General features: G+C 61.8%; 24 protein-coding genes, 1 pseudogene and 1 riboswitch. Of the genes and pseudogenes, 6 read left to right on the top strand and 19 right to left on the bottom strand.

Annotated elements, in window-relative coordinates:
* Positions 1–102: 102 nt before the first annotated feature.
* Together E3U47_RS08530 and E3U47_RS08525 are read left to right on the top strand one after the other, a co-directional pair.
* Complete coding sequence (locus E3U47_RS08530; protein WP_134690751.1) at positions 103–312, top strand: general stress protein; 210 nt, start codon at positions 103–105, stop codon at positions 310–312.
* Between the two features lie 137 nt (positions 313–449).
* Positions 450–671, top strand: coding sequence for a DUF6555 family protein (locus tag E3U47_RS08525; protein WP_134690749.1), 222 nt, complete (start codon positions 450–452; stop codon positions 669–671).
* A gap of 85 nt (positions 672–756) precedes the next feature.
* Here the strand turns inward: E3U47_RS08525 and E3U47_RS08520 are convergent, their stop codons facing one another.
* Positions 757–1,371, bottom strand: coding sequence for a response regulator transcription factor (locus E3U47_RS08520; protein ID WP_134690747.1), 615 nt, complete (start codon positions 1,369–1,371; stop codon positions 757–759).
* A 106-nt stretch (positions 1,372–1,477) separates the two neighbouring features.
* Between E3U47_RS08520 and E3U47_RS08515 the strand changes: the two genes are divergently transcribed.
* Positions 1,478–3,097, top strand: coding sequence for a HAMP domain-containing sensor histidine kinase (locus E3U47_RS08515; protein WP_134690745.1), 1,620 nt, complete (start codon positions 1,478–1,480; stop codon positions 3,095–3,097).
* A 75-nt stretch (positions 3,098–3,172) separates the two neighbouring features.
* Here E3U47_RS08515 and E3U47_RS08510 read toward each other — a convergent pair whose 3' ends face one another.
* The 12 genes from E3U47_RS08510 to paaG all read right to left on the bottom strand — a co-directional run bounded on the left by E3U47_RS08510 (position 3,173) and on the right by paaG (position 12,885).
* Positions 3,173–3,475, bottom strand: coding sequence for a hypothetical protein (locus E3U47_RS08510; RefSeq protein WP_256660251.1), 303 nt, complete (start codon positions 3,473–3,475; stop codon positions 3,173–3,175).
* 222 nt (positions 3,476–3,697) lie between these two features.
* Positions 3,698–4,723, bottom strand: a complete 1,026-nt coding sequence (locus tag E3U47_RS08505) for an iron ABC transporter permease (protein ID WP_134690741.1) — start codon at positions 4,721–4,723, stop codon at positions 3,698–3,700.
* Positions 4,720–5,682 (bottom strand): ABC transporter substrate-binding protein, encoded by a 963-nt coding sequence (locus E3U47_RS08500; RefSeq protein WP_134690739.1) that lies wholly within the window; start codon positions 5,680–5,682, stop codon positions 4,720–4,722. Before E3U47_RS08500 ends, E3U47_RS08505 begins: the two co-directional genes overlap by 4 nt.
* The gene (locus tag E3U47_RS08495; RefSeq protein ID WP_134690737.1) at positions 5,679–6,455 is read right to left on the bottom strand and encodes an ABC transporter ATP-binding protein; all 777 of its coding nucleotides are present in this window, start codon (positions 6,453–6,455) and stop codon (positions 5,679–5,681) included. Before E3U47_RS08495 ends, E3U47_RS08500 begins: the two co-directional genes overlap by 4 nt.
* 103 nt (positions 6,456–6,558) lie before the next feature.
* Positions 6,559–6,765: riboswitch (cobalamin riboswitch) on the bottom strand.
* A 125-nt stretch (positions 6,766–6,890) separates the two neighbouring features.
* The gene (locus E3U47_RS08490) at positions 6,891–7,463 is read right to left on the bottom strand and encodes a hypothetical protein (RefSeq protein ID WP_134690735.1); all 573 of its coding nucleotides are present in this window, start codon (positions 7,461–7,463) and stop codon (positions 6,891–6,893) included.
* Between the two features lie 251 nt (positions 7,464–7,714).
* Positions 7,715–8,791, bottom strand: coding sequence for a 1,2-phenylacetyl-CoA epoxidase subunit PaaE (gene paaE, locus E3U47_RS08485; RefSeq protein ID WP_134690733.1), 1,077 nt, complete (start codon positions 8,789–8,791; stop codon positions 7,715–7,717).
* Positions 8,792–8,806: 15 nt separating this feature from the next.
* Positions 8,807–9,331, bottom strand: a complete 525-nt coding sequence (gene paaD / locus E3U47_RS08480) for a 1,2-phenylacetyl-CoA epoxidase subunit PaaD (RefSeq protein ID WP_134690731.1) — start codon at positions 9,329–9,331, stop codon at positions 8,807–8,809.
* Positions 9,318–10,076 carry a 1,2-phenylacetyl-CoA epoxidase subunit PaaC gene (gene paaC / locus E3U47_RS08475; RefSeq protein ID WP_134690729.1) on the bottom strand — a complete coding sequence of 253 codons (759 nt, stop codon included), beginning with the start codon at positions 10,074–10,076 and terminating at the stop codon, positions 9,318–9,320. Before paaC ends, paaD begins: the two co-directional genes overlap by 14 nt.
* A gap of 8 nt (positions 10,077–10,084) precedes the next feature.
* Positions 10,085–10,366 (bottom strand): 1,2-phenylacetyl-CoA epoxidase subunit PaaB, encoded by a 282-nt coding sequence (gene paaB, locus E3U47_RS08470; protein WP_134690727.1) that lies wholly within the window; start codon positions 10,364–10,366, stop codon positions 10,085–10,087.
* 27 nt (positions 10,367–10,393) lie between these two features.
* Positions 10,394–11,383: a 1,2-phenylacetyl-CoA epoxidase subunit PaaA gene (gene paaA, locus E3U47_RS08465; protein WP_134690725.1), complete on the bottom strand. Its 990-nt coding sequence runs from the start codon at positions 11,381–11,383 to the stop codon at positions 10,394–10,396.
* 207 nt (positions 11,384–11,590) lie between these two features.
* Positions 11,591–12,040: a hydroxyphenylacetyl-CoA thioesterase PaaI gene (gene paaI / locus E3U47_RS08460; RefSeq protein WP_134690723.1), complete on the bottom strand. Its 450-nt coding sequence runs from the start codon at positions 12,038–12,040 to the stop codon at positions 11,591–11,593.
* A 50-nt stretch (positions 12,041–12,090) separates the two neighbouring features.
* A complete protein-coding gene (paaG, locus tag E3U47_RS08455) occupies positions 12,091–12,885 on the bottom strand; it encodes a 2-(1,2-epoxy-1,2-dihydrophenyl)acetyl-CoA isomerase PaaG (protein ID WP_134690721.1) in 795 nt (264 codons plus the stop codon).
* A 345-nt stretch (positions 12,886–13,230) separates the two neighbouring features.
* Between paaG and paaY the strand changes: the two genes are divergently transcribed.
* Both paaY and paaX read left to right on the top strand, forming a co-directional pair.
* Positions 13,231–13,830, top strand: coding sequence for a phenylacetic acid degradation protein PaaY (paaY, locus tag E3U47_RS08450; RefSeq protein ID WP_134690719.1), 600 nt, complete (start codon positions 13,231–13,233; stop codon positions 13,828–13,830).
* 59 nt (positions 13,831–13,889) lie between these two features.
* The gene (paaX, locus tag E3U47_RS08445) at positions 13,890–14,816 is read left to right on the top strand and encodes a phenylacetic acid degradation operon negative regulatory protein PaaX (RefSeq protein WP_134690717.1); all 927 of its coding nucleotides are present in this window, start codon (positions 13,890–13,892) and stop codon (positions 14,814–14,816) included.
* 123 nt (positions 14,817–14,939) lie between these two features.
* Here the strand turns inward: paaX and E3U47_RS08440 are convergent, their stop codons facing one another.
* The 3 genes from E3U47_RS08440 to E3U47_RS08430 form a co-directional block, all read right to left on the bottom strand.
* Positions 14,940–17,843 (bottom strand): RHS repeat-associated core domain-containing protein, encoded by a 2,904-nt coding sequence (locus tag E3U47_RS08440; protein ID WP_134690715.1) that lies wholly within the window; start codon positions 17,841–17,843, stop codon positions 14,940–14,942.
* A 105-nt stretch (positions 17,844–17,948) separates the two neighbouring features.
* The gene (locus tag E3U47_RS08435) at positions 17,949–18,932 is read right to left on the bottom strand and encodes a fatty acid desaturase (protein WP_134690713.1); all 984 of its coding nucleotides are present in this window, start codon (positions 18,930–18,932) and stop codon (positions 17,949–17,951) included.
* A gap of 27 nt (positions 18,933–18,959) precedes the next feature.
* Positions 18,960–19,844: a hypothetical protein gene (locus E3U47_RS08430; RefSeq protein WP_134690711.1), complete on the bottom strand. Its 885-nt coding sequence runs from the start codon at positions 19,842–19,844 to the stop codon at positions 18,960–18,962.
* An 835-nt stretch (positions 19,845–20,679) separates the two neighbouring features.
* On the opposite strand from E3U47_RS08430, the gene E3U47_RS08425 reads away from it, so the two are divergent.
* On the top strand, positions 20,680–21,042 hold the full coding sequence (locus E3U47_RS08425) for a hypothetical protein (RefSeq protein ID WP_134690709.1): 363 nt from the start codon (positions 20,680–20,682) through the stop codon (positions 21,040–21,042).
* 317 nt (positions 21,043–21,359) lie between these two features.
* Here the strand turns inward: E3U47_RS08425 and E3U47_RS08420 are convergent.
* From E3U47_RS08420 to E3U47_RS08410, 3 genes and pseudogenes are all read right to left on the bottom strand, one after another.
* Positions 21,360–21,566 (bottom strand): annotated as a pseudogene (locus tag E3U47_RS08420) (DDE-type integrase/transposase/recombinase); the annotation flags it as partial.
* A 26-nt stretch (positions 21,567–21,592) separates the two neighbouring features.
* On the bottom strand, positions 21,593–22,660 hold the full coding sequence (locus E3U47_RS08415) for a UvrD-helicase domain-containing protein (RefSeq protein ID WP_134690707.1): 1,068 nt from the start codon (positions 22,658–22,660) through the stop codon (positions 21,593–21,595).
* Complete coding sequence (locus E3U47_RS08410) at positions 22,653–24,257, bottom strand: ATP-dependent endonuclease (RefSeq protein WP_134690705.1); 1,605 nt, start codon at positions 24,255–24,257, stop codon at positions 22,653–22,655. Before E3U47_RS08410 ends, E3U47_RS08415 begins: the two co-directional genes overlap by 8 nt.
* Positions 24,258–24,293: the final 36 nt, after the last annotated feature.

Below are 24,293 nucleotides of genomic sequence, written 5' to 3'. Positions count from 1 at the left end.
AACCTTGGCCGCGCCATTGAGCAGATTCGCGCTCAGCCGGTTCGGAACCTGTGCACGGGTGATTCCGTGCCACGTCAAACCAATGGGTAAAGGAGAAACGAAATGGCTCGTGACCAGGAGCAGGCCGGCCAACGCGGCGGCACCAAGGAAACCAACCCAGGCAACTTTGCCAATGACCGCGAGCGCGCTTCGCGCGCCGGACACAAGGGCGGGCAGAATTCGGGGGGCAACTTCGCCAATGACCGTGCCCGGGCTTCCGAGGCGGGACGCAAGGGCGGCCAGAACAGCCACGGTGGTGGTCGCAACCGGTGACTTGAGCGCCGCGCCTGCGGTGACGTCCGCCTGTGGTTTCAACGCGGGCGTCGCCTTGTCTGACAATCTTTTGAATTTTTTCGCCAAAGCTGGATCAGTCGAAGTGTCATCCATGGAAAAGAGGAGGGCTTCGCGCAATGCCTAATCCCCAGCTGTACACCATCGAGTACCAACTGCATGGCCAGCCACGCCAGTTCATCATTCGTCTGGAGCACATGGACAATGCCGAGGCTTGGCATTGGGCCAGTTGCGATGCGGGCCTGGGGATCATTCCGAAATTCGGCCGGGAGCGGATCAGGAAAGTCAGCCGACCCATGGCCGAGCGTTATGGGATCACCCAGGTGCGTTGGCGGGAGTAGGGCTTTTCAGGTTATTGCAGGCTGTGGCGTGGAAGCGACCAGGCGCTGCAAGCCTTTCGCCAAACGCCCTTGCGCCCAACGCGCCTCAACTCCCGGAATACTTCACCGCCGCCGCAGTACGGGTCAGCACGTTGAGGGTCTTGAGTAGCGACGAGACATGGATGCGCACGGTGAACGGCGAGATATCCAGCTCACGGGCGATCTCCTTGTTGGTCTTGCCCTGGGCGATCAGCCGCAGCACATCCTGCTGGCGACGGGTGAGCTGCTCCAGCTCGCTATCGGCGGCCATCTGCGGCAGCAACCCGGAAGGTGCATAGCGCACCACCACGTCGCCCTCGCGAATGGCCAGAATCGCCGCCCCGATCTCATCCGGGGTCAGGCTCTTGCCAATGAAACCATCGGCACCGGCGTCCATCACCTCGGCAACGACTGTAGGGTCGTCGACCATCGAGGCGATGATCAGGGTGGTGCGCGGCAGTTGCCGACGCAGCTCGGCAAGGCGGGCGATGCAGCTCAGGCCGGGGAAACGCAGGTCGAGGATCAGGGTGTCCGGGGGCGCGCCCTGGCTGGCCAGGCGCAGCACGTCCTGAAGGTTGCCAGCCTGGTCAAGCTCGGCGTCCGGCAACAGACGGCGCACGGTACTGGCCATGGCTTCCCTGAACAGCGGATGGTCGTCCGCCACGATGATGCGGCACGTCACGTCGTGGAACTCCCTGTTAGCCAACACATGCTAATTTAGCAGTCACCTGCGGCCATTTGCCGGGCACTTGCAGGAAATGACTACTGGCGCACAAGGAAGTTACCCCATGAAGTTCGAGAAAAACAACGAACTGGACCAAGCCAACCTGCGCATCATCGTCGCCTCCTGTGCCATCACCTACGTGGCACTGCTGGGTTTCCTGCCGGGGCGGGAGGTCGCGACCTATCTGCCGGTGCTTCTCTATTACGCCTGTTTCGTGGTGGCCTCGGTGGGCATGCGCCAGGCCATCAAGCGTTGGCCGGGGCATTACCCGGCCCGGCGAATCCTTGGCATGCTGGGCGACTACACCGGCACCAGTTTCGGACTGGTGGTCGGTGGCGAGGCGGCGTTGCCGCTATATGCGGTGATGGTCTGGATCAACCTGGGCAATGGCATGCGCTTTGGCTCGCGCTACCTGGCCATCGCCACGGTGCTGGCCCTGGGGGCGTTGCTGGTGGTCTGGCAACTGACCCCGTACTGGCAGCAGCAGCCGTTCATGCTGCTGATGTTGCTCACCACCAGCACCTTGATTCCGTTCTACGCCCACCTGCTGCTCGAACGCACGCGCAAGGCCACCGCCCTGGCCGAGGCGGCGACCCGAGAAAAGTCGCGCTTCCTGGCCCAAGCCAGCCATGACCTGCGCCAGCCGATCCACTCCATTGGCCTGTTCACCGCCTGCCTGCGCGAGGCGCGCCTGGGCGATGAGGAGCGGCGCCTGGTGGACAGCATCGATCGATCGCTGCTCAACGTCTCGCAGCTGTTCCGCTCGATCCTCGACCTGTACACCTTGGACAACGGCCGGGTGCAGCCGAAGTGGGAGTCGTTCGCCGTGGAGCCGTTCTTGCGCGAACTGCTGCGCCAGAACCACGAAGCGGCGCGCTGGGCCGGCGTGGAGATGCGCCTGATGCCCAGCCGGCACTGGACCCGCGCCGACCCAGGGATGCTGGCAACCATGGTGCAGAACGTGCTGTCCAACAGTTTCAAGTACGCCGCCGGGCGTCCCTTGCTGATTGGCCTGCGGCCCCGCGGCGAGGGCCTGGCCATTGTCGTCTGCGACCGTGGCCGGGGCATCGCCGAGGAGCACCAGGACAAGGTGTTCGAGGAGTTCTACCGGGTGCGCGAGCTGCGCGACAAGGACGTCGAGGGCGTGGGCCTGGGGCTGGCCATCGTCAAGCGCCTGGGCCAGTTGATGGGGCTTGAGGTCAGCCTGCGCTCGCGACCTGGGCATGGCACCTGCGTGACCTTGCAAGGGTTGGCCAAAGTGCCGGCGCAAGTGCCGCGCGCGACTGCCGATCAGGCGATCCAGGCCGGCATGCTCAGTGGTTTGCGGGTGTGCCTGGTGGAGGATGACCATAACGTGCTGCAGGCCACCAGCGCCTTGCTGCAGCGCTGGGGCTGCCAGGTGCAGGCCGAGAGCTCGGCCAATGGGCTGAGCAGTGACTGCGAGGTGATCGTCGCCGACTACGACCTGGGGCCGCAGGCCACGGGCATCGACTGCATCGACCAACTTCGCGCCCAGCGCGGCGAGCGAGTGCCGGCACTGATCATGACCGGGCACGATCTCGACCGCCTGCAAGGCGCCTTGCAGGCACGCGGCATCGCCGTACTGGCCAAGCCGGTGCGGCCAGCGGAACTGCGCGCGGCGTTGCGGGCATTGCGTGAAACCAGCGCGGCGCCTACCAGCTAGTGTCCTGTCGCGAAAATCACTCGCCAAAAGAGAACGTATTTGCGAGACAGGGCACTAAGGTGACGCTGCGAATGGTCACTGGAAGGTCGGCGCCTGACCTTCCTTCCAGCAGTTGGGTGATGGGGTGACCAGGCCCATGCCGGCGATGGCCACCATGCCGCCACTGGCCACTTGGCAGTCGAACTGCCCTTTGCCGGTGCTCACGGTGTAGTAGGTGGTGGTGGAGTCGCTGCGCAGGTTGCTGACCTTGCTCACCGGCACGCCGAGGGTGACCTCGGTGCGTTGCTTGAGGGTGTCGGCATTGGGCGAGGCGGTCTGGCAACCGGCCACGGCGGCGAGGCCGGCGAGCAGGACCAGGGACTTGATGGGGAGGGACATGGGGATCATCGCGTTGCTTCCTTGGCATTGTTCTCGGAACGCCACCCGCCCGGCCAGGAAAGGGAGGTACTGGCCGGACGAGGGGTAGAACGACTATAGCGTCGCTGTACCCTGCGGGATGTAGGGCAGATGTGCTAGGTGGCTAATGGCCGCCTGGTGCTACTTCAGGGGCGGCTGATAGGCGCTGCAAAGGCCAGCGGCGCATGCCCACGGGGCCAGCGCTCACCCCCTGCGCCGCAGCAACACGATAAAAAATCCGCCCCCCAACGCCGCCGTGGCAATACCGATGGGCAGGTCCTGCGGCGCAATCAAGGTACGCGCCGCCAAATCGACCCAGACCACGAACAATGCCCCCAGCAACGCGCAAACCGGCAACAGCCGACGGTGCTCGGCGCCGACCAGGCGCCGGGCCATGTGCGGCAGCATCAACCCGACGAAACCGATAGCCCCGGACAACGACACCAGCACACCGGTGAGCAACGCGCAGCCGACGAACACCACGGCGCGCACACGGCGCGTGTCGAAGCCCAGGCTGACCGCGGTCTGTTCGCCGCTCATCAGCGCATTGAGCGCGCGAGCCAGCGCCATCAGCAGGGCAAAACCGGCCAGCACGGCCAACCCTGGCAGCCACAGCAGCGACCATTGCGCCAGGCCCAGCCCGCCGAGCATCCAGAACATCACCGAGCTGGCGGCATGGGGGTCACCGGTGTACAGCAGTAGGTTGGCCAAGGCCATCACCACGAACGACACCGCAACCCCGGCCAGCAACAGTTGCTCGCTGTCCAGGCGCCCGCGCCGGCTGGCAACGCCCAGCACCAGCAGCATGCAGCCGAGGGCGCCGACAAAGGCCGCCAAGGGCAGGCTCAGCACCCCGGCGAAAGGCCCAAGGTACAGCACCACCAGCACCGCCCCTAGTACCGCGCCCGAACTCACGCCCAACAGGTGCGGGTCGGCCAGCGGGTTGCGGGTGACCGCTTGCAGGGCGCTGCCGACCAGGGCCAACCCGGCACCGACCAAAGCCCCCAGCAACACTCGTGGCGCGCGGATCTGCCAGACGATCTGGGTCTGGCCACGGCCGGCGCCTGTCGCCGGGGCCAGGCCCAGTTGCTGCAACATGATCTCCAGTATCTTGCCTGCTGGTACCTGCGCTGCACCGAAGCCCAGCGACAACAGGCATGAGGCAAACAGTGCGGCGCCCAGGCCGATCAACAGCAGGCGGTAGCCGATAGGACGGCGCAACAAGCTCACCGTTGCGCCCCGGCAAAGCGCTGCGGGTGCAGCGCCTGGGCGAGACGTTCAATGGCCTCGGCGTTGTCCACCGATGGCGTCACCTGCAGATAGGACAACACCACGAAGCGCTTTTGGCGAATCGCCGTGACGCTGCCCAGCGCCGGGTGCTGCAACAGGTAGTCGCGTTTTTGCTGCCAGGTGGTCGGGCCGTAGTCGACGATGACGATTACCTCGGGATCGCGCTCGACCACGCTTTCCCAGCTGACCTCGGTCCAGCTGGCAGGCACGTCGGCCATGACATTACTGCCGCCGGCCGTATCGATCAGTGCCTGGGGCATGCCCAGGCTGCCGGAGGTGGTGGGGCGGTCCTCGCCGCTGTCGTAGAGAAACACCCGTGGTCGGGCCTGGAGCGAGGCCAACGAAGCGCGGACTCGTGCGATACGCAGGCGCAGTTGCTCGACCAGACTGTCGGCCCGTGCGCTGACGCCGAAGATCCGGCCCAGGTTGCCCAGGTCGGTGTACAGGTCGTCGAGGCTTGCCGGGTGCCAGGGCATGATCCGTGAGCAGGATTCGCTCAGTTCGTATACCGGAATGCCGAACGTTGCCAGGCGCTGCGGGGTGAGCGGCCCGCCGACCTGCATGCCATAGCTCCAGCCGGCGAACAGAAAGTCGGCGTCGGCCGCGAGCAGGGTTTCCACCGACGGATAGCGCGATGCCAGTTCCGGCAGGCCGTGCAGGGCCTCGCGCATCGTCGGGGCGAGGCTTTTCCAGCCACTGATGCCGCTGTAGCCGACCATGCGCTCGCGCAGCCCCAGTGCCAGCAGCATGCCGGTCAAGTTGACGTCGTGGCTCACCGCCCGTTGCGGTGGCTGGCTGAAGGTGACCGCGCGCTCGCAACTGCGCACGGTCACGGGAAAGCCTTGTGCCAGGGCACACAGTGGCAGGCAGGCGAACAGGGCAAGCAACAGGCGGGTCATGCGTGACGAATCCAGGTAATGCGTGGGTGCTCGCCCACGGGGTGACGGTCGACCAGGGCGTGAACCCCGAACACCTCGGCCAGGCATTGCTCGGTCAACACCTCGGCGGGCGTGCCCTGGGCGATGATCCGGCCTTGCTCGATCAGGTACAGGCGGTCGCAGAACGTCGCCGCCAGGTTGAGGTCGTGGAAGCTGGCCAGCAAGCCCAGGCCGCTGCCGCGCAGGTGTTGCAGCAGGGCGAGCTGGTGGCGTGGGTCGAGGTGGTTGGTCGGCTCGTCGAGAATCAGCAGGCGCGGCTGCTGGGCCAAGGCCCGGGCCAGCAGCACACGCTGCTTTTCGCCACCGGACAGGCTGGCGAAGCCTTGCTCGGCGCGATCCTGCAGGTTCAGCTGGCGCAGGGCGTGGTCCACCGGCGCCGAGTCGCCGCCTGCGTCGAGCCAGCCCAGGTGCGGGGTGCGACCCATGGCCACGACGTCGCGCACGCTCAGGCCAAAATCCTCGGGAAACTCCTGGAGCATCACCGCCACCCGCTGGGCCAGCCAGCGCGGCGGGTGCAGCCAGATATCCTCGCCATCGAGCAGCACCCGGCCAGCCCGTGGCCGGCTGAAACGGTAGGCGCAGCGCAGCAGGCTGGTCTTGCCGCTGCCATTGGGCCCAATCAGGCCGACGAATTCGCCGGATTGGACCTTGAGGTCGATACCGGCCAGCAGGTCTGGCCCGGTGGCGGACAGCGACCAGTGCAGGCGCTCTAGGTGCAGCAGGGAACAAGACATGGATGGACACCGCAGGAATGAATGAGCCCGACGGTGACGGTGCGAGACGGCCGCGCAGGCGCGCGGGCGCCTGGCAAGCTGAGCGCACCCGCCCTCCGCGGGAATGGCCATGGGCGAATCAGGCCGGTCTCCGGGCTGGCGAGGGTCATCGGGCATTCACCTTCCCATGCGCGGGGCACAGTGGCGTGTCGAATGCCAGGCTCGCTTACCGTTGCGGGGGCAGCGCCGGACTTCTCGCACGGGCGAGGCACCGGCTTCCCGTTTAACCCCAGGCGCGGCGGCCAGGGACACCTGAAAGCAGGGGCGCATCTGAGCATTTATGCCCATGGGAGTCAACGCATGCCTTTTGTTGCTCTGCCAGGTCGCCTATTGCTCAGAGTGGGTGCCGATCCATTGCGCGAAATCTGTAACCACCTGTCGCTGATAGAAGGTGGTTTAAGTGGGGCGGAAGTTGAACGTCTCGCCGCTCATTTCAAGAGTCAAATTGTAGCGGCCACTCTTCTTGTCAAGAATCACGCAATGGAATTTTTCCGGGCCGGTTGTTTCGGGTGGGCCCAGCTTCGGCTCAACGATGAGTAGACGTATGAATGTCAAGGCATCGTCATCATTGATGCGTGCCGTCACGCTTTTTTGCGGCAGCCCTAAATATGAAATATCAATTTCTACATTTCTCGCGCTGTCGAATTTGTAAAAATACCAAGTATTAAGCCAGAACCACACTTCTCCAGGCGCTGATTCAAAGGCGTCCGCATGTATCAATCTATCTTCATTCGGAATGGTCGTGACGGAGGCAATGGTGGTGCCGTTCTTGGGCTTCAGTCGCCACATGTCTATCAAGTAAGACTTGAAGCCCGTTGCCTCGGTTTCGACGACGAACTGTCTTTCATAGAAGACGAAACCAGTGTCCGTCCACTTGTCAACTTCTTCATCCTTGCTCCAATAAAATTTGTATTGCACATCTGGCTTGAGGTTGTTAATCAACTTGAAGGTCTGCAGATCGGTAGCCATGCTCGACTCCCTCTTCGAATAGGTTAAGCCGCTGCAACTCACCTTACTCTGCGCTGATAAAATCGACACCTAGTAAAATTACCAGTATCAACGATTCGATGATAATAGTTACCACGCCTTATATGCTCGCAGGAGAGTACGGGTTTTTGGCACGCACCTGACTGCCCAAGGCAAAAACGATTGTGCAAGGTTGCTGGGCTGCGGGATCGCGTTGCGCGCCTTTCGCGGCATCGATACCGTAGCCCTTGGTATCAAAGCTGGTCGAAGTCCAGCACCACCTTGTCGCTGATCGGGAAACTCTGGCACGACAGCACGTAGCCGGCCGCCACTTCGTAGTCCTCCAGGGCATGGTTGCTGTCCATCTCCACCTCGCCCTCGATCACCTTGCACTTGCAGGTCGAGCACACCCCGGCCTTGCACGAATAGGGCAGCTCGGCACCAATGGCATTGCCGGCGTCGAGCACGCTGACGGTGTTGCGCGGCAGGTCGAAGGCCAGCGCCCGACCATCGCTGATCACGGTGATTTGACTACTGCTGGCGTCGAGCTGGCGAGCGGCCTCGCGTGCCTCGCGGCGGGCCGTGCCATCGGCGGCGGCGAACAGTTCGAAGTGAATGCGCGCCTTGTCCATGCCGTTGGCCTGCAAGCTGTCGCGCACGGTCTCGGTCATGGCCTGGGGGCCGCAGATGAAGGCGGCGTCGAGGTTGGGCACATCCAGCCAGCGAGAGAACAGCTGGCCGCACTTGTCGGCGTCGATGCGGCCGTTGTACAGGTCGACATCCTGTTGTTCACGGCTGAACACGAAGATCAGGTTCAGGCGCTCCAGGTACTGGTTCTTCAGGTCTTCCAAGCGGTCGCGGAACAGCGCGCTGCTGCTGGCCCGGTTGCCGTACAGCAGGGTGAAGCGGCTGTGCGGCTCGCAGGCCAAGGTGGTGGCGATCAGCGACAGGATCGGGGTGATGCCGCTGCCGGCGGCGACGCCCAGGTAGTGGCCCTGGCGGCTCGGCTCCAGCGGCACGAAGAAGCTGCCCGAGGGCGGCATCACCTCCAGTTGCTGGCCGGCCTCGAGCACGTCGTTGGCGAACGCAGAGAAACGCCCGCCCGGCACGCGCTTGACCGCCACGCGCAGTTCGCCGTCCTGCACCGCGCTGCAGATCGAGTAGGAGCGGCGTACTTCTTCATCGTCCAGATGAGTGCGCATGACCAGGTACTGGCCCTGGGTGAAGCGAAAATCGTCCTGCAGGTGGCTGGGCACGTCGAAGGCGATGGACACGGCGTCCCGTGTTTCCTGACGCACTTGCTTGATGGTCAGGCGGTGAAACTGGCTCATGGTGTTCTCCACGGCTCATAGGCATTTGAAATAGTCGAACGGCTCCAGGCACGCGCGACAGCGGTACAGGGCCTTGCAGGCGGTGGAACCGAACTCGCTGAGCAGCTCGGTGTCGCCACTGGCGCATTGCGGGCAGCACACCACGGGGCTATGGCCGTGCAGGCTGGCCCCGCCCTCGGGCGGGGCGATGCCATAGGCAAGCAGGCGTTCACGGCCCAGGGTGCTGATCCAGTCGGTGCTCCAGGCCGGGGTCAGCCGCCGTTCCACGGCGGGGGCCGGAAAGCCGGCGTGTTCCAGGGCCTGGCGGATATCGCCCTCGATCACCTCGGTGGCAGGGCAGCCGGAATAGGTCGGCGTCACCACCAGGTGCAGGTGGCCGGCGCGCCAGTCGAGGTCGCGGACGATGCCCAGGTCGACCACGCTGACCACCGGCACCTCCGGGTCCATCACCTCGGCCAGCACCGCCCAGGCGCGGGCCAGGTCGCCCGGTTGCTGGGCCCGGGCGCCACGGTCGCCGACGATCAGCTCACCAGGTCGCATCGGGGTAGGCCCGTGGCAAAAATTGCATTTCGGCAAGCAGCAGGCCCAGATGCTCGGTGTGCAAGCCTTGGCGGCCGTCGAGGTAGAAGTGGCTGGCGGCCTGGGGCAGCGGCAGCTCGACCGAGGCGAATAGCGCACTGACCGTGGCTTGCCAGCGACGGCCGACCAGGGCCGGGTCGGCGCCGACACCCGCCGCGGCCAGTTGCACCTCGTGGTCGCTGGCGGCGGTCAGCTCGACGGTAAAGCGCCACAGCAGCGGTATGGCGTCGAGCATGCGCCGGCGGCTTTGCTCCGTGCCGTCACCCAGGCGCTGCACCCACTCGCCGGAGCGGCGCAGGTGATAGGTGACTTCCTTCAGGGCCTTGGCGGCGATGCCGGCGATGCGTGCGTCGTTCGAAGCGCACAGGCCTTCGAGCGCGGCATGGTGCCAGGCGTCGTAGAGGAACTGCTTGAGCATGGTCACGGCAAAGTCGCCATTGGGCTGTTCGACCAGCAGCAGGTTACGGAAGGCGCGTTCGTCGCGGCGAAACGCCAGAGCGTCGGCGTCGCGGCCATCGTCCAGCAGCTCAGCGGCGTATTCGAGCCAGTTGCGGGCCTGACCTACCAGGTCGAGACCGACATTCATCAACGCCAGCTCTTCTTCCAGGGCTGGCGCCTTGCCGCACCACTCGCACAGGCGCTGGCCCTGGATCAGGGCGCTGTCGCCGAGCAGCAGCAGGTAGGGGATCAGTGCTTGCTTGTGCATGGCGCGCCTCACATATGGCCGACTTCGGCGGGCAGCTCATAGAAGCTTGCGTGCCGGTAGACCTTGTCGTCCGCCGGGGCGAACAGCGGGTCTTTCTCGTCGGGGGAGGAGGCGATGATCAGCGCCGAAGGCACAACCCACAGGCTGACGCCTTCGCTGCGACGGGTGTAGAGCTCACGGGCATTCTCGATGGCCATGGCGGCATCGGCGGCATGCACGCTGCCGACGTGCTTGTGGTTCAGGCCGTGCTTGCTGCGCACGAAGACTTCGTAAAGGGTCCAGGTGGACATGGTGGTTCCTCAGTATCGCGGGCCGCCTCAGGCGGCGTTCTTGTTCTGTTGTTTGCGGGCGTAGGCCACGGCGGCTTCACGCACCCAGGCGCCGCCTTCGATGGCGTTGCGCCGCTTGGCCAGGCGTTCCTGGTTGCACGGGCCGTTACCTTTGAGCACCTCGTAGAACTCCTGCCACTGGATCTGGCCGAAGTCGTAGTGACCGCGCGCCTCGTTCCACTTCAGCGCCGGGTCCGGCGCGGTGCAGCCGAGCAGCTCGAGTTGCGGCACGGTCTGGTCGATGAAGCGCTGGCGCAGCTCGTCGTTGGTCTGGCGCTTGATCTTCCAGGCCATGGACTGGGCACTGTTGGGCGAGTGCTCGTCGCTGGGGCCGAACATCATCAGCGACGGCCACCACAGACGGTTGATGGCGTCCTGGACCATGTCCTTCTGTGCCTGAGTGCCGTGGCGCATCATGGTCAGCAGCAGCTCGTAGCCTTGGCGCTGGTGGAAACTCTCTTCCTTGCAGATGCGGATCATGGCGCGGGAGTAGGGGCCATAGGAGGTGCGTTGCAGCACCACCTGGTTGACGATGGCGGCGCCGTCGACCAGCCAGCCCACCGCGCCCATGTCGGCCCAAGTCAGGGTCGGATAGTTGAAGATGCTCGAATACTTGGCCTTGCCGCTGTGCAGCTTGGCGATTTCTTCGTCGCGGTCGGCGCCGAGGGTTTCCATGGCGCTGTACAGGTACAGGCCGTGACCGGCTTCGTCCTGGATCTTGGCCATCAGTTGCAGCTTGCGCTTGAGCGACGGGGCACGGGTGACCCAGTTGCCTTCGGGCAGCATGCCGACGATTTCCGAGTGGGCGTGCTGGGAGATCTGGCGGATGAGGGTCTGGCGGTAGGCGTCGGGCATCCAGTTCTTGGCTTCGATCTTGATCTCGGCGTCGATCTTTTCCTGGAAGGCGCGTTCTTCGGGCGACATCTCTTCCAGCGACTTGAGGCGTTTGACGCCGGTTTCCACTAGCTGTGCGTACATTTGCAGGGCTTCCGATTGAGGGCGGCTTGAAGCGTGAGCCATTTATATTCGATACAAAATACAACATCAAACACAATTTATAGTATCGGTTAAAATGATGTGTCGCATTGTCGCCCTTGCGCATTGTGGACCTGGATAATGCGAGCCTCCAGCCAGAGGGCGGCTGCCGGCATGGCTCCAGACTAAATTTCGATACAGGAAATGCTTTCAGTCTTGCGTATTTTTCGGTATTAGAACCGCGCCACGCACCTTGTAGGATTTGCCATGGAACAGGGCGATCAGTTGGCCCTGCTGGTTCTCGATGCGCACGTCGTAGTTGCCGGTGCGCCCCTTGCGGCTCTGTTCACTGGCGTGAGCGACAAGGCGATCACCGAGCCCGGCCGGCGCCACATAGTCGATGCTGCAGCCCAGGGCCACGGTGGCTTCGTCGTAGCTGTTGCAGGCAAAGGCGAAAGCCGAGTCGGCCAGGGCGAACAGGTAGCCGCCATGGCAGGTGCCATGGCCCTGGAGCATGTCGGGCCGCACGGTCATGCCCAGGCGGGCGCTGCCGGGGCCGGCATCGAGCAGGTCGATGCCCAAACCCTGGCTGGCTGGGTCGCGGGCGAACATGGCCTGGGCGCAAGCTTGGGCCAAGGCTTTGGGGGAGTGTTCAGGCATGTAGTCGGCCTCCTTGGCACGGATACGGCGCAGCAGCTGCGCCGCGGGGGTCAGCGCCCCTTGAACTCGGGGCTGCGTTTGTCCATGAAGGCCATGACGCCTTCGCGGTAGTCCTCGCTGCGTCCTGCCAGGCGCTGCAGATCGCGTTCCAGCTCCAGTTGCTGGTCGAAACCGTGATCGAAGCTCTGGTTGAGGGCGCGCTTGATCAACGCCAAGCCATAGGTGGGTTGGGTGGCGAGCTGGCGGGCCAGCGCCAGCGCCTCGTCGCGCAATGCGGCGTCGTCCACCACGCGGTGGATCAACCCCCATTGCTCGGCCTGCTCGGCGCTCAGGCGGGTGCCGAGCATCGCCAACGCCTTGGCCCGGGCCATGCCGATCAGTCGAGGCAGCTGCCAGGTACCGCCGGAGTCTGGCACCAAGCCGATCTTGCAAAATGCCTGGATGAAACTCGCCGAGCGTGCTGCCAGCACCAGGTCGCACGCCAGCGGCAGGTTGGCCCCGGCACCGGCGGCCACGCCATTGACTGCACAGATCACCGGCAACGGCAGGTCGCGCAGGCTGCGTACCAGGGGGTTGTAGAAGGTGTCGATGGATTCGCCCAGGTCGGGCATTTGCGCGGCGGGCGCCACACTCGGGTCGGCCAAGTCCTGGCCAGCGCAGAAGCCGCGGCCTTCCGCGGTCAGCAGCAAGACCCGGGCGTGCTCGCTCTGGCGCACCTGGCGCAGCGCTTCGCCGACCTCGAGGTGCATGGCGGTGGTGAAGCTGTTCAGTTGCTCGGGCCGGTTCAGCGAGAGCAGGGCAACACCGTCGGCGTCGATGGAAAACAGGATGTGTTCGAAGGGCATGGCGGACTCGCTTCGTTGTGTCGATGGGAGGGGTGGCCTGCAACCCCTGGGAGTGAGCGTGAAGAAGTATAGGGTTTAATAGATACCATTTTGCAACTCGCATATTAGATTGCGTGTCTTATAAGGCGCGCATAAACCGCTGGCCCTGCATCGTCTGCCAGGCCAGGCATCAAGCTTTGTAGCCATATTCTATAGGTACGGTAGACGTAGCTCGAACGCGACGCGGCCGCTACAGCCTAGGCCGTGCACGCAAGAAACATGATACAAAAACATAATTTATTGACTGCATTTAGCGAAATGTAACATGCTCATCCCCTCTCAAGACCCTATCGAGCCCGCACTTCTATGCCTTGCTACCGCCTCGACGGCCTCACCCCGGTGATCCACCCCAGTGCTTACGTCCACCCCAGTGCTGTGCTGATTGGCGACGTGATCATCGGTGCCAACTGCTATGTCGGTCCGCTCGCGGCGCTGCGCGGCGACCTGGGTCGGATCGTCATGGAGGAGGGGGCCAACCTGCAGGACACTTGTGTGATGCATGGCTTCCCCGGTGGTGACACGGTGATCGAGCGCAACGGCCATATCGGCCACGGCGCGGTGATCCATGGCTGCCGGATCGGTGAAGACGCCTTGGTCGGCATGAACGCGGTGGTGATGGATCGCGCGCACATCGCCCCACGCTGCATCGTCGCCGCCACGGCATTCGTCAAAGCTGGCTTCCAGTGCCCGGAGCGGAGCCTGGTGGTCGGCGCCCCGGCTGTGGTGAAACGCTCGCTCAGCGACGAGGAGCTGGCCTGGAAACAGCGCGGCACGGCTGAGTACCACCGCCTGACGCAACGCTGCATGGCCAGCCTGGTGGAGTGTCCGCCGCTGTCGGTCGCCGAACCCGGACGCGCGCGGATGGGCGACTCTGGCGTGCGGCCCAAGGCCGAGGGCGGCGCATGAGCCTTGCGCGGTCGCGACAGCCGGGTATAGTCGAGGCTTTGGCCGCGCCTCGTCCCCTCATGAGCAGTCTTGCCCCCCTGAATCACCTGATCACTCGCTTCCAGGAGCAAACCCCGATCCGCGCCAGTTCGCTGATCATCACCCTGTATGGCGATGCCATCGAGCCCCATGGCGGCACGGTGTGGCTGGGTAGCCTGATCAACCTGCTGGAGCCGATGGGCATCAACGAGCGGTTGATCCGCACCTCGATCTTCCGCCTGACCAAGGAAGGTTGGCTGACCGCGGAGAAGGTCGGCCGGCGCAGCTATTACAGCCTGACCGGCACCGGGCGGCGGCGGTTCGAGAAGGCCTTCAAGCGTGTCTACAGCGCCAACCTGCCGGCGTGGGACGGCGCCTGGACCCTGGTGTTGCTGAGCCAGTTGGATGCCCCCAAGCGCAAGGCAGTACGCGAGGAGCTGGAGTGGCAAGGGTTTGGCGCCATGGGCCCGAACCTGCTGGGCTGTCCGCGCAGCGACCGCGCCGACCTGCTCGCCACGTTGCGCGAACAGGGGGCCGAGGACGACTGCATCGTGTTCGAAACCCGTGCCCAAGAGGTTTTAGCCTCCAAGGCGATGCGTGCCCAGGTGCGGGAAAGCTGGAACATCGACGAACTGGGGCAGCACTACAGCGAGTTCATTTGTTTGTTCAGGCCACTCTGGCAGGCCATGAAAGCGCTGCCGGCGCCCCAGCCTCAGGATTGTTTCCTCGCCCGCATGCTGCTGATTCACGAGTACCGCCGGCTGCTGCTGCGCGACCCGCAATTGCCGGAAGAACTGCTGCCCGGCGATTGGGAAGGGCGTGCCGCCCGGCAACTGTGCCGCAACCTGTATCGCCTGGTGCAGGGCAGGGCAGAGCAATACCTGGCCAGCACATTTGAAACCGCAGATGGGCCGCTGCCGGATGCCAGAGAAAGCTATTATCGCCGGTTTGGAGGGCTGGAGGTGTAATGTCTTGCGGCCCCCAGGTTTTCGCCCTGGAAGTCGTTGTCGTTCCTCGTCGTAGTTGGACTAGGCCTTACGTGAACATAGAGAAAACTCGCGAAGTATGGAGCGTATTTGCAAAAGACCACATTAGGCAGCTGCCTGCCGGTTTCGAAAGTAGGTAAATTCATGAAGTGCAAACTTGAAATCTCCCAAGTGTTTTTTGGTGATGGCGTAATGTTTTACGTGATTGGAATATTTCAACCATATGTCTCCTTTGGACAAATTCATGCCATCGCGCTTCAACCCCCACTCCACCCTCTTGTTACTTAGGTTTCCTCTGGCCTTGGTCCAGGTGCCTAGTTCGTTTTTTTGAAGTGCTATGCTTTGCGCAAAGGCCTCTTCGAGACTGACATTCAGGGCCTCGATCATTGCCTCAATTTTTTCAATATCCTCCAGCGCCGCGTCTACAACTGCTTCTTTGGTTATTTTTTTGGCATTAATAGCGGCGCGTACTGTATCGATGATGCCAGCAAAAGGAACCGAGTATGAGGAGGTCGCTGCCCCAGCGGCAGTCAGCCCAGTGTTCATTAACCAGTTCGCCCCTTTGTCCCCTGCCTTTTTTAAGAGATACTCCGGCTCAAAATAGTGTTTAGCTTTATGGGTGGCTCTTTCTTTCGTAGTGAATAGATTGTGCTCCATGCGCTCCGCCATGTTTGCTTTGGGCGCAGGCGGATAAGCTGTGAGTTTGCCTTTCACTTTGTCTTTTACCAATGTGCTCACCACTGTACTAGCGATTACTGCGCCTGGCGGTCCTGCTACACCACCCGCGATACCGGCGGGTATTGCAGCGAGCGAACCATAAGCCGCGGCGAGCAGCTCCACAAATATCGTGTACGCTGTACCAAATGCTATTGAACTGGACTTGTCATTTAAGAAGTCGAGAACCTGATCCCGTGTCTCATTAATCATAAAGGACGATTCTTTCAGGGCGTAGTACTCTCGAGTGTATTGCTCTTTTGTAGCCTGAAGCCCTGCAGAATCACTCAGGGTTGTCGGGTTGTTTTTTACCATGGCGTACAGATTAAGCCCGTCGATAGTCCCAGCCGGGTCAGCACTTAACCAGCGCCCCATCGGCTGATAGTAGCGGTAACCGTAGTAATACAGGCCCGTGGCATCGCGCTCCTTGCCGGAGTAACGCACCGTCTTGTAGTCAGCCTCCACCTCGCTGCGCGCGGACCAAACCGCAGTGCCGCCGTAGGGGTAGTATTCCTCCTGGCTAATGACCAACCCCTTGTCGTCGAGCTCCAGGCAACCGCTGCCGATGAGGTTGTCATAGCTGTAGCGCAGGCCATCATTGGCGATGCCGTCCGGCAGCCCACTGTCCCAATGCAGCATCCGCACTTGCGCGCGCCCCGCCTGGCCAATGGTCACCACCTGCAGCGCTTCCTTGGGTACGTCATCTTGATGAAGCGTGCGGATTTCCAGGCCCGGCAGGTAAAGCACGCGCCGATGATGGGTGGCGGCCTTGGCTTCCTGGCTGGAGGCTTTGACAATGCGCAGGCCGTCACCGCCGTAGCGGTAGCTCTCCTGGTCATCCAGGCCCACGGCGTCGCGCGAAACGGGCGTCACCCGCAACAGTTGCTCACGGGCGGTCCAGGCCAGCGTCTGCCCAGGCTGCAACTGCAGCTGGTTGCCTGCGGCATCGAAGAAGCCATCGACCAGGACCGGGTCCGCGGTGAGTGTGTCAGGCACCGCGCGGTTGCTATGGCTGGAAACGGTCATGTTCAGGGTGAAGTCGTGCTCGGCCACGTCGCTGGTGTGGACAGTGCTCAAGAGGTTGCCGCCCCGATCATAGGTATAGCGACGGGTGTAGTTGGCGTAGCTGCCATCGTCGGCGGCCACGGGCAGGTCCGCTGGACGCTGGGGGTTGTGCCGTGCTGAGCCCGCCATTTCGCGGCCTGTGGCTGTGATCAACTGGTACAAAGTGTCATAGGTATAGGTGCTGACCGCTTCGATGACTCGGTTGCGGGCGAAGCGCCTGGCCTCGGCGGCATTGCTGACCCGCAGCACGTTGCCGACCGGATCGAACGCATAATGCAGGTCCTGTAGCACGGTTGCCTTTGTCGAGTGCTCGGTCTTCAGCCGTAGCAGCCGCTGGGTGCGTGGCTCGTAGGTAAAGTGCGTGACCACGCCATTGGCATGGGCTTCGCGCAGCTTCTGGCCGGCGGCGGAGTAGCTAAGTGATGTGAGGATTGGCTGTTCGCTCATGCCTTTGGGGGTGAGGAGGGTGCCCGCCATCTGTCCCGCGATGTCATAGCGTTGACGCTGTGCATGCCCCTGAGCATCGACTTGGGTCAGGGGCACGCCGGTTGCGTCAACGGTACAACTGCTGGTGAACACATCAGGGGCGAGCAGGCCTGCCCAGGCGGCTTCGTCCGCGCCTTGCCAATCAGCGCTGTCGCCGTCCTCGAGCAGTTGTCGGGTGGCCGAAAGCGTCGCGCCGGTCAAACCCAGGCTGTCGATTAGCTGCCGGCCGGCGGTGTCGTAGTGCCGACTCAGTTGTCCGGCCAGGTTGCGCGCCTTCGCTGCCGGGTCGTTGGCCGCCCAGACCAAGCGCTCGGTAATCTGCGGTGGCGCTGCGGGCAGCTGCTCAGCGACCTGGAGCAAACGCCCGGCTTGTGGCGCCGCTTCGTAGTGCCAGCGGCGCGTGACGCCTGTGGCGCCGAGACGCAGCAGCGGGCGGCCGGCGCTGTCATTCAAGGTGAGTACATGGCCAGCGTCGACGCTTTGACTGGCAATCACTGCGCCGGTAAATGCCGGATGCAGGATCAGGTTGGCTTTTACGCTCGGGTCTGTCTGTTGGCGCGTGGCAAGCCTGGGGTCGATGCTGTGTACCGGATGGCCGAGGGCGTCGAATTGCTGGCGGGTGATGCGCGTGTCCAGCCCTGGAGTCTCGGGGTGGCGGCAATAACGTATTTCACGGATGGCTTCGCCACGGTTGCCGCGCGCGGTGACCGATGGGGTGTCGCGATCCTGTGCTCCATGGCCCATATGCTTGATCCTTGAGCGTAGCGACGGACGCAATGGAAGACAGCATAGGCTGCAAGCCCGAGCACCACACCTGATAGAAATAACAGGTGCGGTGCAATTCAAGGACTAGCCCCGTCGGTCGAAGAAGTGCCCCATCAGCTGAAGCAGGGGGCGCCGACGATTTTTCCGGGCAAAGGCCCACTCATGGAGTTGCGAAGGCTCATGGCCAGCCTCCCGTTCGTGCAGCAACCGGTTGACCTCGGGCAGGCGGTACCAGGGCACGGAAGGAAAGGCGTGGTGGACGATATGCAGGTTGAAGTTGAGGATCACGAAACTTGACCACAGCGGCAGGCTCTTGCAGTCATGGGACACCTGGTCCTGCTCCCAGAACTGCAGGCGCCCGGCATCCCTGGCCAGCAGCGGCGCCTCGGCATGGTGCGGCAGATTGAGCAGCTCGACCATGAAGAACAAAAACGCCCAGACGATCAGGTAGAACGCCAGCAGATCCAGCAGGTGCCCCAGGCTCAAGGCCAGCGCCGCCGCTGCCAAGTACCCCAGCAGGTACAGCTGGGCGAAACGCACCTCCTTGAGCAGGCGTGGCGAGTCATCGCCCTTGGCTCTGGCGATGAACGGCGCGCGCCAGTTGAGCAGGAAATGGTTGGCGGCGATCATCGGAATCCAATGTTTCCAGTAGAACTCCAAGGTGCGCTCCTGCTTCTTGGTCATTACCGCGAACTTCTCGATCATGCCGCGGTTTTCTGGATCGTTCAGCGGGTGTGCGGTCCAGGTGTGGTGGGCCATGTGGAAGCGCCGGCGGACCAGGAACGGCAAGGCTATCAGCCAACCACTGCAATGGCCGATGAAGTCGTTGAGCCGTCTGTTCTGCGCGGCCGCGCCGTGCAAGGCCTCGTGCAGGATCAGGTAGACCTGCACCGTGGCGAAACCTGCCAGCCCCAGCCCCAGCACCTTGAGCAGCAGGGCATCCATTAGCCACAGGTTCCAGGCCAACACCAGCAGCAACAGGTCGGCCAGCCACAACATGACGGTCCAGGGTTCCTTGGCGCCGTCGGGGATCTGCTGGCGAGCGGCCAGCCATTGGTCTTTGGTCATTGTCTTGATTCCGTGAAGGAGTGGGCGTCAGGCATGTGCCTGGGCAAGGCGCAGCCCGCACAGGCGCTTGGCCAACTGGGCATAGGCCAGGTCGAAGAAGCTCACCTGGTCGTCGAAACCGTGGCTGCGCGGGCGGCTGGCGAAGTTTTGCAGCACCAGTTGGATGCAGTCATAGCGGGCGCCGCCCTCGAGGTGCCAGGCGGGCAGGTAGGCCGTGATGGTGAACCCCAGGCCGATCAGGCCGGCGAGCAGTTCCAGCTTGTCGGCAAGAATCTGTACGCAGACGTACTGCAAGTCTGGCGATTGCCGCAGCAGGCTGATGATCTCGGCCAGCGCACGCGGCTGCGGCAGGTAGCCGCCTGCCTGGCCCGACAGCGTCAGCGTGCTGTTGACGGGGTCATGGCAGTAGAGCAACTGACCATGCTTCGCCAGGCTGGCCGGGCCACTGAGGCAGGTCTGCGGATAAGTGCCTGGCCTGGCTTCAAAGCCAAGCGCCTGATACAGGTGTTGGCTGATTACCTCTGCGCCAGGGGCACGCGCGTACCACGGGGCGATATGCCGCAAACCAGCCAACTTGGCAGGGAGCAGGGCGGTCAGGTGGTATTCGCGAATGCCGTCCACTGTGTCGGGGCCGCCGTCGTGGCCCACCAGCACGCCGGGGCGCAGCTTGAGCATCAAGGCATGGCTGGCGATGTTGCGGGTGACGTAGAACCCCAGCTCCATGGGCTGTGGGCGGTGGCTGTCGAAGCTCAGCTCGATCAGTTTGGAAATGGCGCCGGTTCTGCGCGCGGCGGGGTGGACCACGCCGTGGCAGACCTCCCAGGACTGGTTCCAGGGGCGCCGGGCAATGCAACCGCAACCCATGATGATCGAATCGAGTTCCACCACATACCAAAGCTGCAATCCGGACATCAGCGAATCGCGTATATAACCAGGACTTTGGCAGGGGTGAGTGGTATTACCATAAACCGTCTGAAATAGCTCGGCCAGGCGTGCGCTATCTTTAAGCGCAGCGGGCCGATAACTGAATGAATCATTGTTATTGCCGATATCCCCGCAAAAGGATACAGCATTGCGCGCATGGTGTTTTAAGATCATGGCACACCTCTCTATTGGTATTGTCGGAAACGCCAACGCGGTGACGACTGCAGGGCAGGTCACAGGCAGGCAAGACGGTGCCGAACAGTCGTGGATGTCAGCTAGGCCTTAGCGCAATGGGCGGCAAGCTAGCGTGATCGCATGTGCCTTTGAGGTGGGAGGCGTGGGTTTTCCGACAACACAGCTGTGCATCATCCCTGTGCATGAACATCCAATAACTCCTGTTATTACGTATTTGCCTTGAATACGCCATGGGAATCCTTCCGCAGGGCACGTCCGACTATAGATCGTCATTGCGCGCTGTCAAACTCGCTATTTACGAATAATCCAAAAGGAGGTTTACTCAACTAAATGGTTATTTAGTTGAGTTATAATTCAGGGATACGAAAACGGGGGCAGGGTGTATCTGACCTATGAAGACTACTGACCCCTTCATTTAATATGGCAAACCTTCAAAGGAATGAGACGCCTGTACGCACGGTTCGCCGTAGCGCAATTGTTGTTGCACCCCATGATCGCTTGACATGATTGCCCCCAGCACCTGCAAACCTGGGTCTAATCCTGCATCCGACGCTCAAACTCGACAGCGAGCATGCAGTCTGCAGGCCAATCCAGCGGATGCCAGCCTTGCCGATGCGGGTGAACGTCGATGACGACGGCCAGGGTTGAGGTGCTGGTGGCCGATGCCGACAGTGGCAAGATCCGGCTCACAGCTACCAACGCGCCGCAATTGCTTCTGACGCGATGCGTTTTCAGGCTTGCAGTTGGACATTGCGCTGTCGAATTTATGGGCGTTTGGGATGCGCATCAGCCATTGCGGCTCGTCCCGGGCCAATCTGCACAACAAGACGCTTCGCAGTTGCGCCAGATCACGGGCCACCTGGTGGTCGCTGGGAGCCATGGCGAGTGGAACGGTTTCCTTGACAAGGATGACGAGCCGCAAACGAGGGTGTCCAGTTCGGACTATGACGGCAAACGCTATGAGGTGCCGAAGGGTTTGACGTATCGGTGAGTAGAACCGGATCTTGGATGAGGCGTTGCTGGAGACTGAAATCTGGCCTGTCACTGGGCGTGGCGCTCAATACGAATGTTCGCATAATGTATATTATGTTAAATCATATATAGAAGCCTTACCCAAGCCCCCGCCGAATCTGCGCCACCACCTGCGTCGTCGCCACTTCTGTTGCGCCAATGTGGAAAAATTCTTCCGTCAAAAAATCATAACTCACTGATTTACATTACTTTTCAAGAAAGCGCTCCAAATGGAATAGCTCCCTTGTAGTGGTCAACTGATCCCGGACACGGCTTTGAGTTTTTCTTCAGCTTTTGGGGCTTTCCGCGTTGTTCGTAAGCCACGTCCAGAGCTTTGACCACGAGGTCGGCATCCGGCTTTTCTGATAAGGCCCAGCCCACCACTCTGCGTGCATAGAGATCCAGGACAGCTGCCAGATAGTGCCATTTGCCCTGTGCCCAAATGTAAGTGATGTCGCCACACCAGACCTGATTTGGCGCTTCGACATCAACCGCTCGGTTCAAGTGTCCGGTTTCATTAGACCACTACATCAGGGCTCCCAGATCGGCAGCGTCGACTTGCCGGGCTTATCGATAACGATTGCTAGGCTCTGCTTTGCACGCGTTGCCGCTACGTAGAATGCCGCCGCAGACGTAGACTCAAGACAGGTCTGCTTCTGGATGAACGCTGTGATCGGCCCAGTCGGTACGACTAGCACACGCTCGAACGTTGCGCCCTTGGAGACCTTGAAGTTCATATAGTCGAGGAAGAACTCCTTGCCTGAAGACGCCATGGCGCGAAGGCACTGAGGGCGGTACCGCTCAACGTACTCGATAACGTGCTTCGAGTGCACCAGGAACACACCATCATGCTCAGACACCTCGTGGTTTTCTGAGGTGGTGCCAGGAAAACCCCAGGACGCATCAAAAATGGTGTCGGAGAACGTTGCGATCTCGGTGCGACATCGATAGGTGACCGTTGCGTAGTTGATACTCAACAGCCCTCCTTGCTCGCGTTCCTGAAACCACTCAAGAGCGCCGGCATAGCCATACTGCTTATTCTTCTGCCCCCGGGGGTTGGTCGAGAGCACGGCCTGGCGAACATCACCAACCATGCGCACGTCGATCCGAGAGTGCAGCAAGCCATGGATGATCTCCCAGTCATAACCACTCAGATCCTGAACCTCATCGATCAGAATCTCGTCGTACAGGTGCTCCAGGCGGCGAAGTAAAGCAGGTGTTGCAGCCATCAGCTCGCGCGCCAGGCGGCCGAGCTCGCAGCCGTAGACTTGATTGCTTCCGTCCATGAACCTTTGCTTGCCTTTGGCGAACCTGTAGGGGCGTCCTTCGAAATTGAAGCCCCCTACCCGCTCTCCAGGGAATTTCACCGGCAAGAACGGCTTCGCGAAGTGGCGAAGCAAAAACGTGTACCACCCCAGCACCTCGATGTTGTGGAGATCGCCAGCCTGTGCTCGAAGACGATGGGAAAGCTCTTGCTGATTGGTCTGGGTAAACGTGACGACAAGAACGCGTCGATCACTGGGGAGTCCATTGCAGTGATCTACGAGGCCTTGAGTTTTTCTCCCGCCGGCGACAGCGAGGGTCAGATGGTTAGGCATTGTGAATGAACTCCGCCGCGGCCCTCATATAGGGAGGTGGGGTGAGGGCTTCGGCAGACTCAGCAATTCGAATCGCCCCTTCCGTTTTCTCGCGGGTCATCCACGTCATCAAGTCGGCTGAATCCTTAATGCCCAAGGTCTTTCGTAGTTGAGGTTCTCCGTTGGCGGTGACGAGTTGTGGTTCGAGCGTTTTGCCGTCAGCAACTGCGCCTATGAAGAGATCTCGGCGCTTCGCCTCCAGCCACTTCTCAACTGGATTGCGAAGCTCGGCCGGGTCAATGCCATCGTTGTCGCGCATGACAGCGACAGGCTTGTTGATCGCAGCGCAAAGCTCAAGGCATCGTGCCAGTGCAAGTCCACGCATGCTGATGACATCAATGCCATGGCCCATTGGCCGTGAGCCGAAGCAATCTGCGTAGACACGCTCAAAGATGATCTCGTCAGACGGCCCCTCTACCAGTACAACCTTTTTCGCTAGCACGAGGCGAAGCGTGTCGTAGCCTGGGAGCTTTTGGAAATAGCTCACTGTCGCTGGATCGAGTTCAGTGATTTTGAAAGCGCTGTTACGGTGGAGCAGTAGCAACGCATTGAGGCCGAGCCGGTTCAATACGTAGGTGCTGTGGGTAGAAATAAAGAGCTGCTGCTCCTCAGTCGCCAGGTTTTCGATGCGATCGAGCAGAGTCGCCAGGCTCGTGTGTGAAAGGTGGTTCTCGGGCTCCTCGATCATGACGATCTTCACGCTTGAAGAATGCCGCTTCATCGCAAGCGAAATCTTGATAGCGGCTTGCTGTCCTTGGCCGGCCATCGCGAATGGGAGGCCATCGACGTGAGGAGTGACCACGCTATCCCAGGATGTACGGGACGTTTGATCCATTGCTAGCGCCATTGGCTCGGACTGCAGTGCAGCGCCAAGACCCTCGAGGCGCTTGTTCACCGGCGCCAGCGCTCCTTCGGTCATGGATGCCTTGACGCCTCGATAGTCCAGCGAGATTTGCGCCTTCTCGGCTGACTCCAGGTGATCGCTCAGGATTTGTCGAAGGTGGTAATCAACCCCAGCAGCGGACTTGACCGTCCGAGAATCGATCGTGGCCACCGAAAGCGCCCGCGGTCGCCGAGTTAGTTCGTTGTCAGCAAACGACCGCCATTCGTAGGTGTAATACTCAACGGGCAGCAGGGGGGACGGATCCTTGAGCCACTGATCCAGCTCATCCTGGTATTCCTCGTTCGGGAAAATGGAGAGGAACACCCCCGGACACACGTTGGCCGGCACATCCGCATTCACCGCACCGAGTAGCACCTGCAAATCGGCTACATCTTGCAGATAAAGCTCAATCAGGATCTCCGGGAGCTTAGGCGTCTTTCCTGCGTCCCGTAGGGCCAGAAACTCAGCCACTATTTGAGTGTTGAACCAGTGTGGGTTCAATTCTTCGAGGATCCCTCGTCCACCTATCCGGCCGTTCAGCGCCAGCGAGATGGCCTCCATCAAAGTGGACTTCCCTGCGTCATTGTCACCGACCAGGATGTTCACGCCCGGGTTGGGTTTAAGCTCGAAATCTTTATAGATGCGGTACCCACGGATGCGGATTTTTGTGATCACAGTCGACGTTCCTTGGCGAAGTGCTTTGTTATGGCG

The sequence above is a fragment of the Pseudomonas sp. RIT623 genome, assembly GCF_004519305.1.
GTDB lineage: Bacteria > Pseudomonadota > Gammaproteobacteria > Pseudomonadales > Pseudomonadaceae > Aquipseudomonas.
This window is presented reverse-complemented; position numbering and strand designations above follow the sequence as displayed.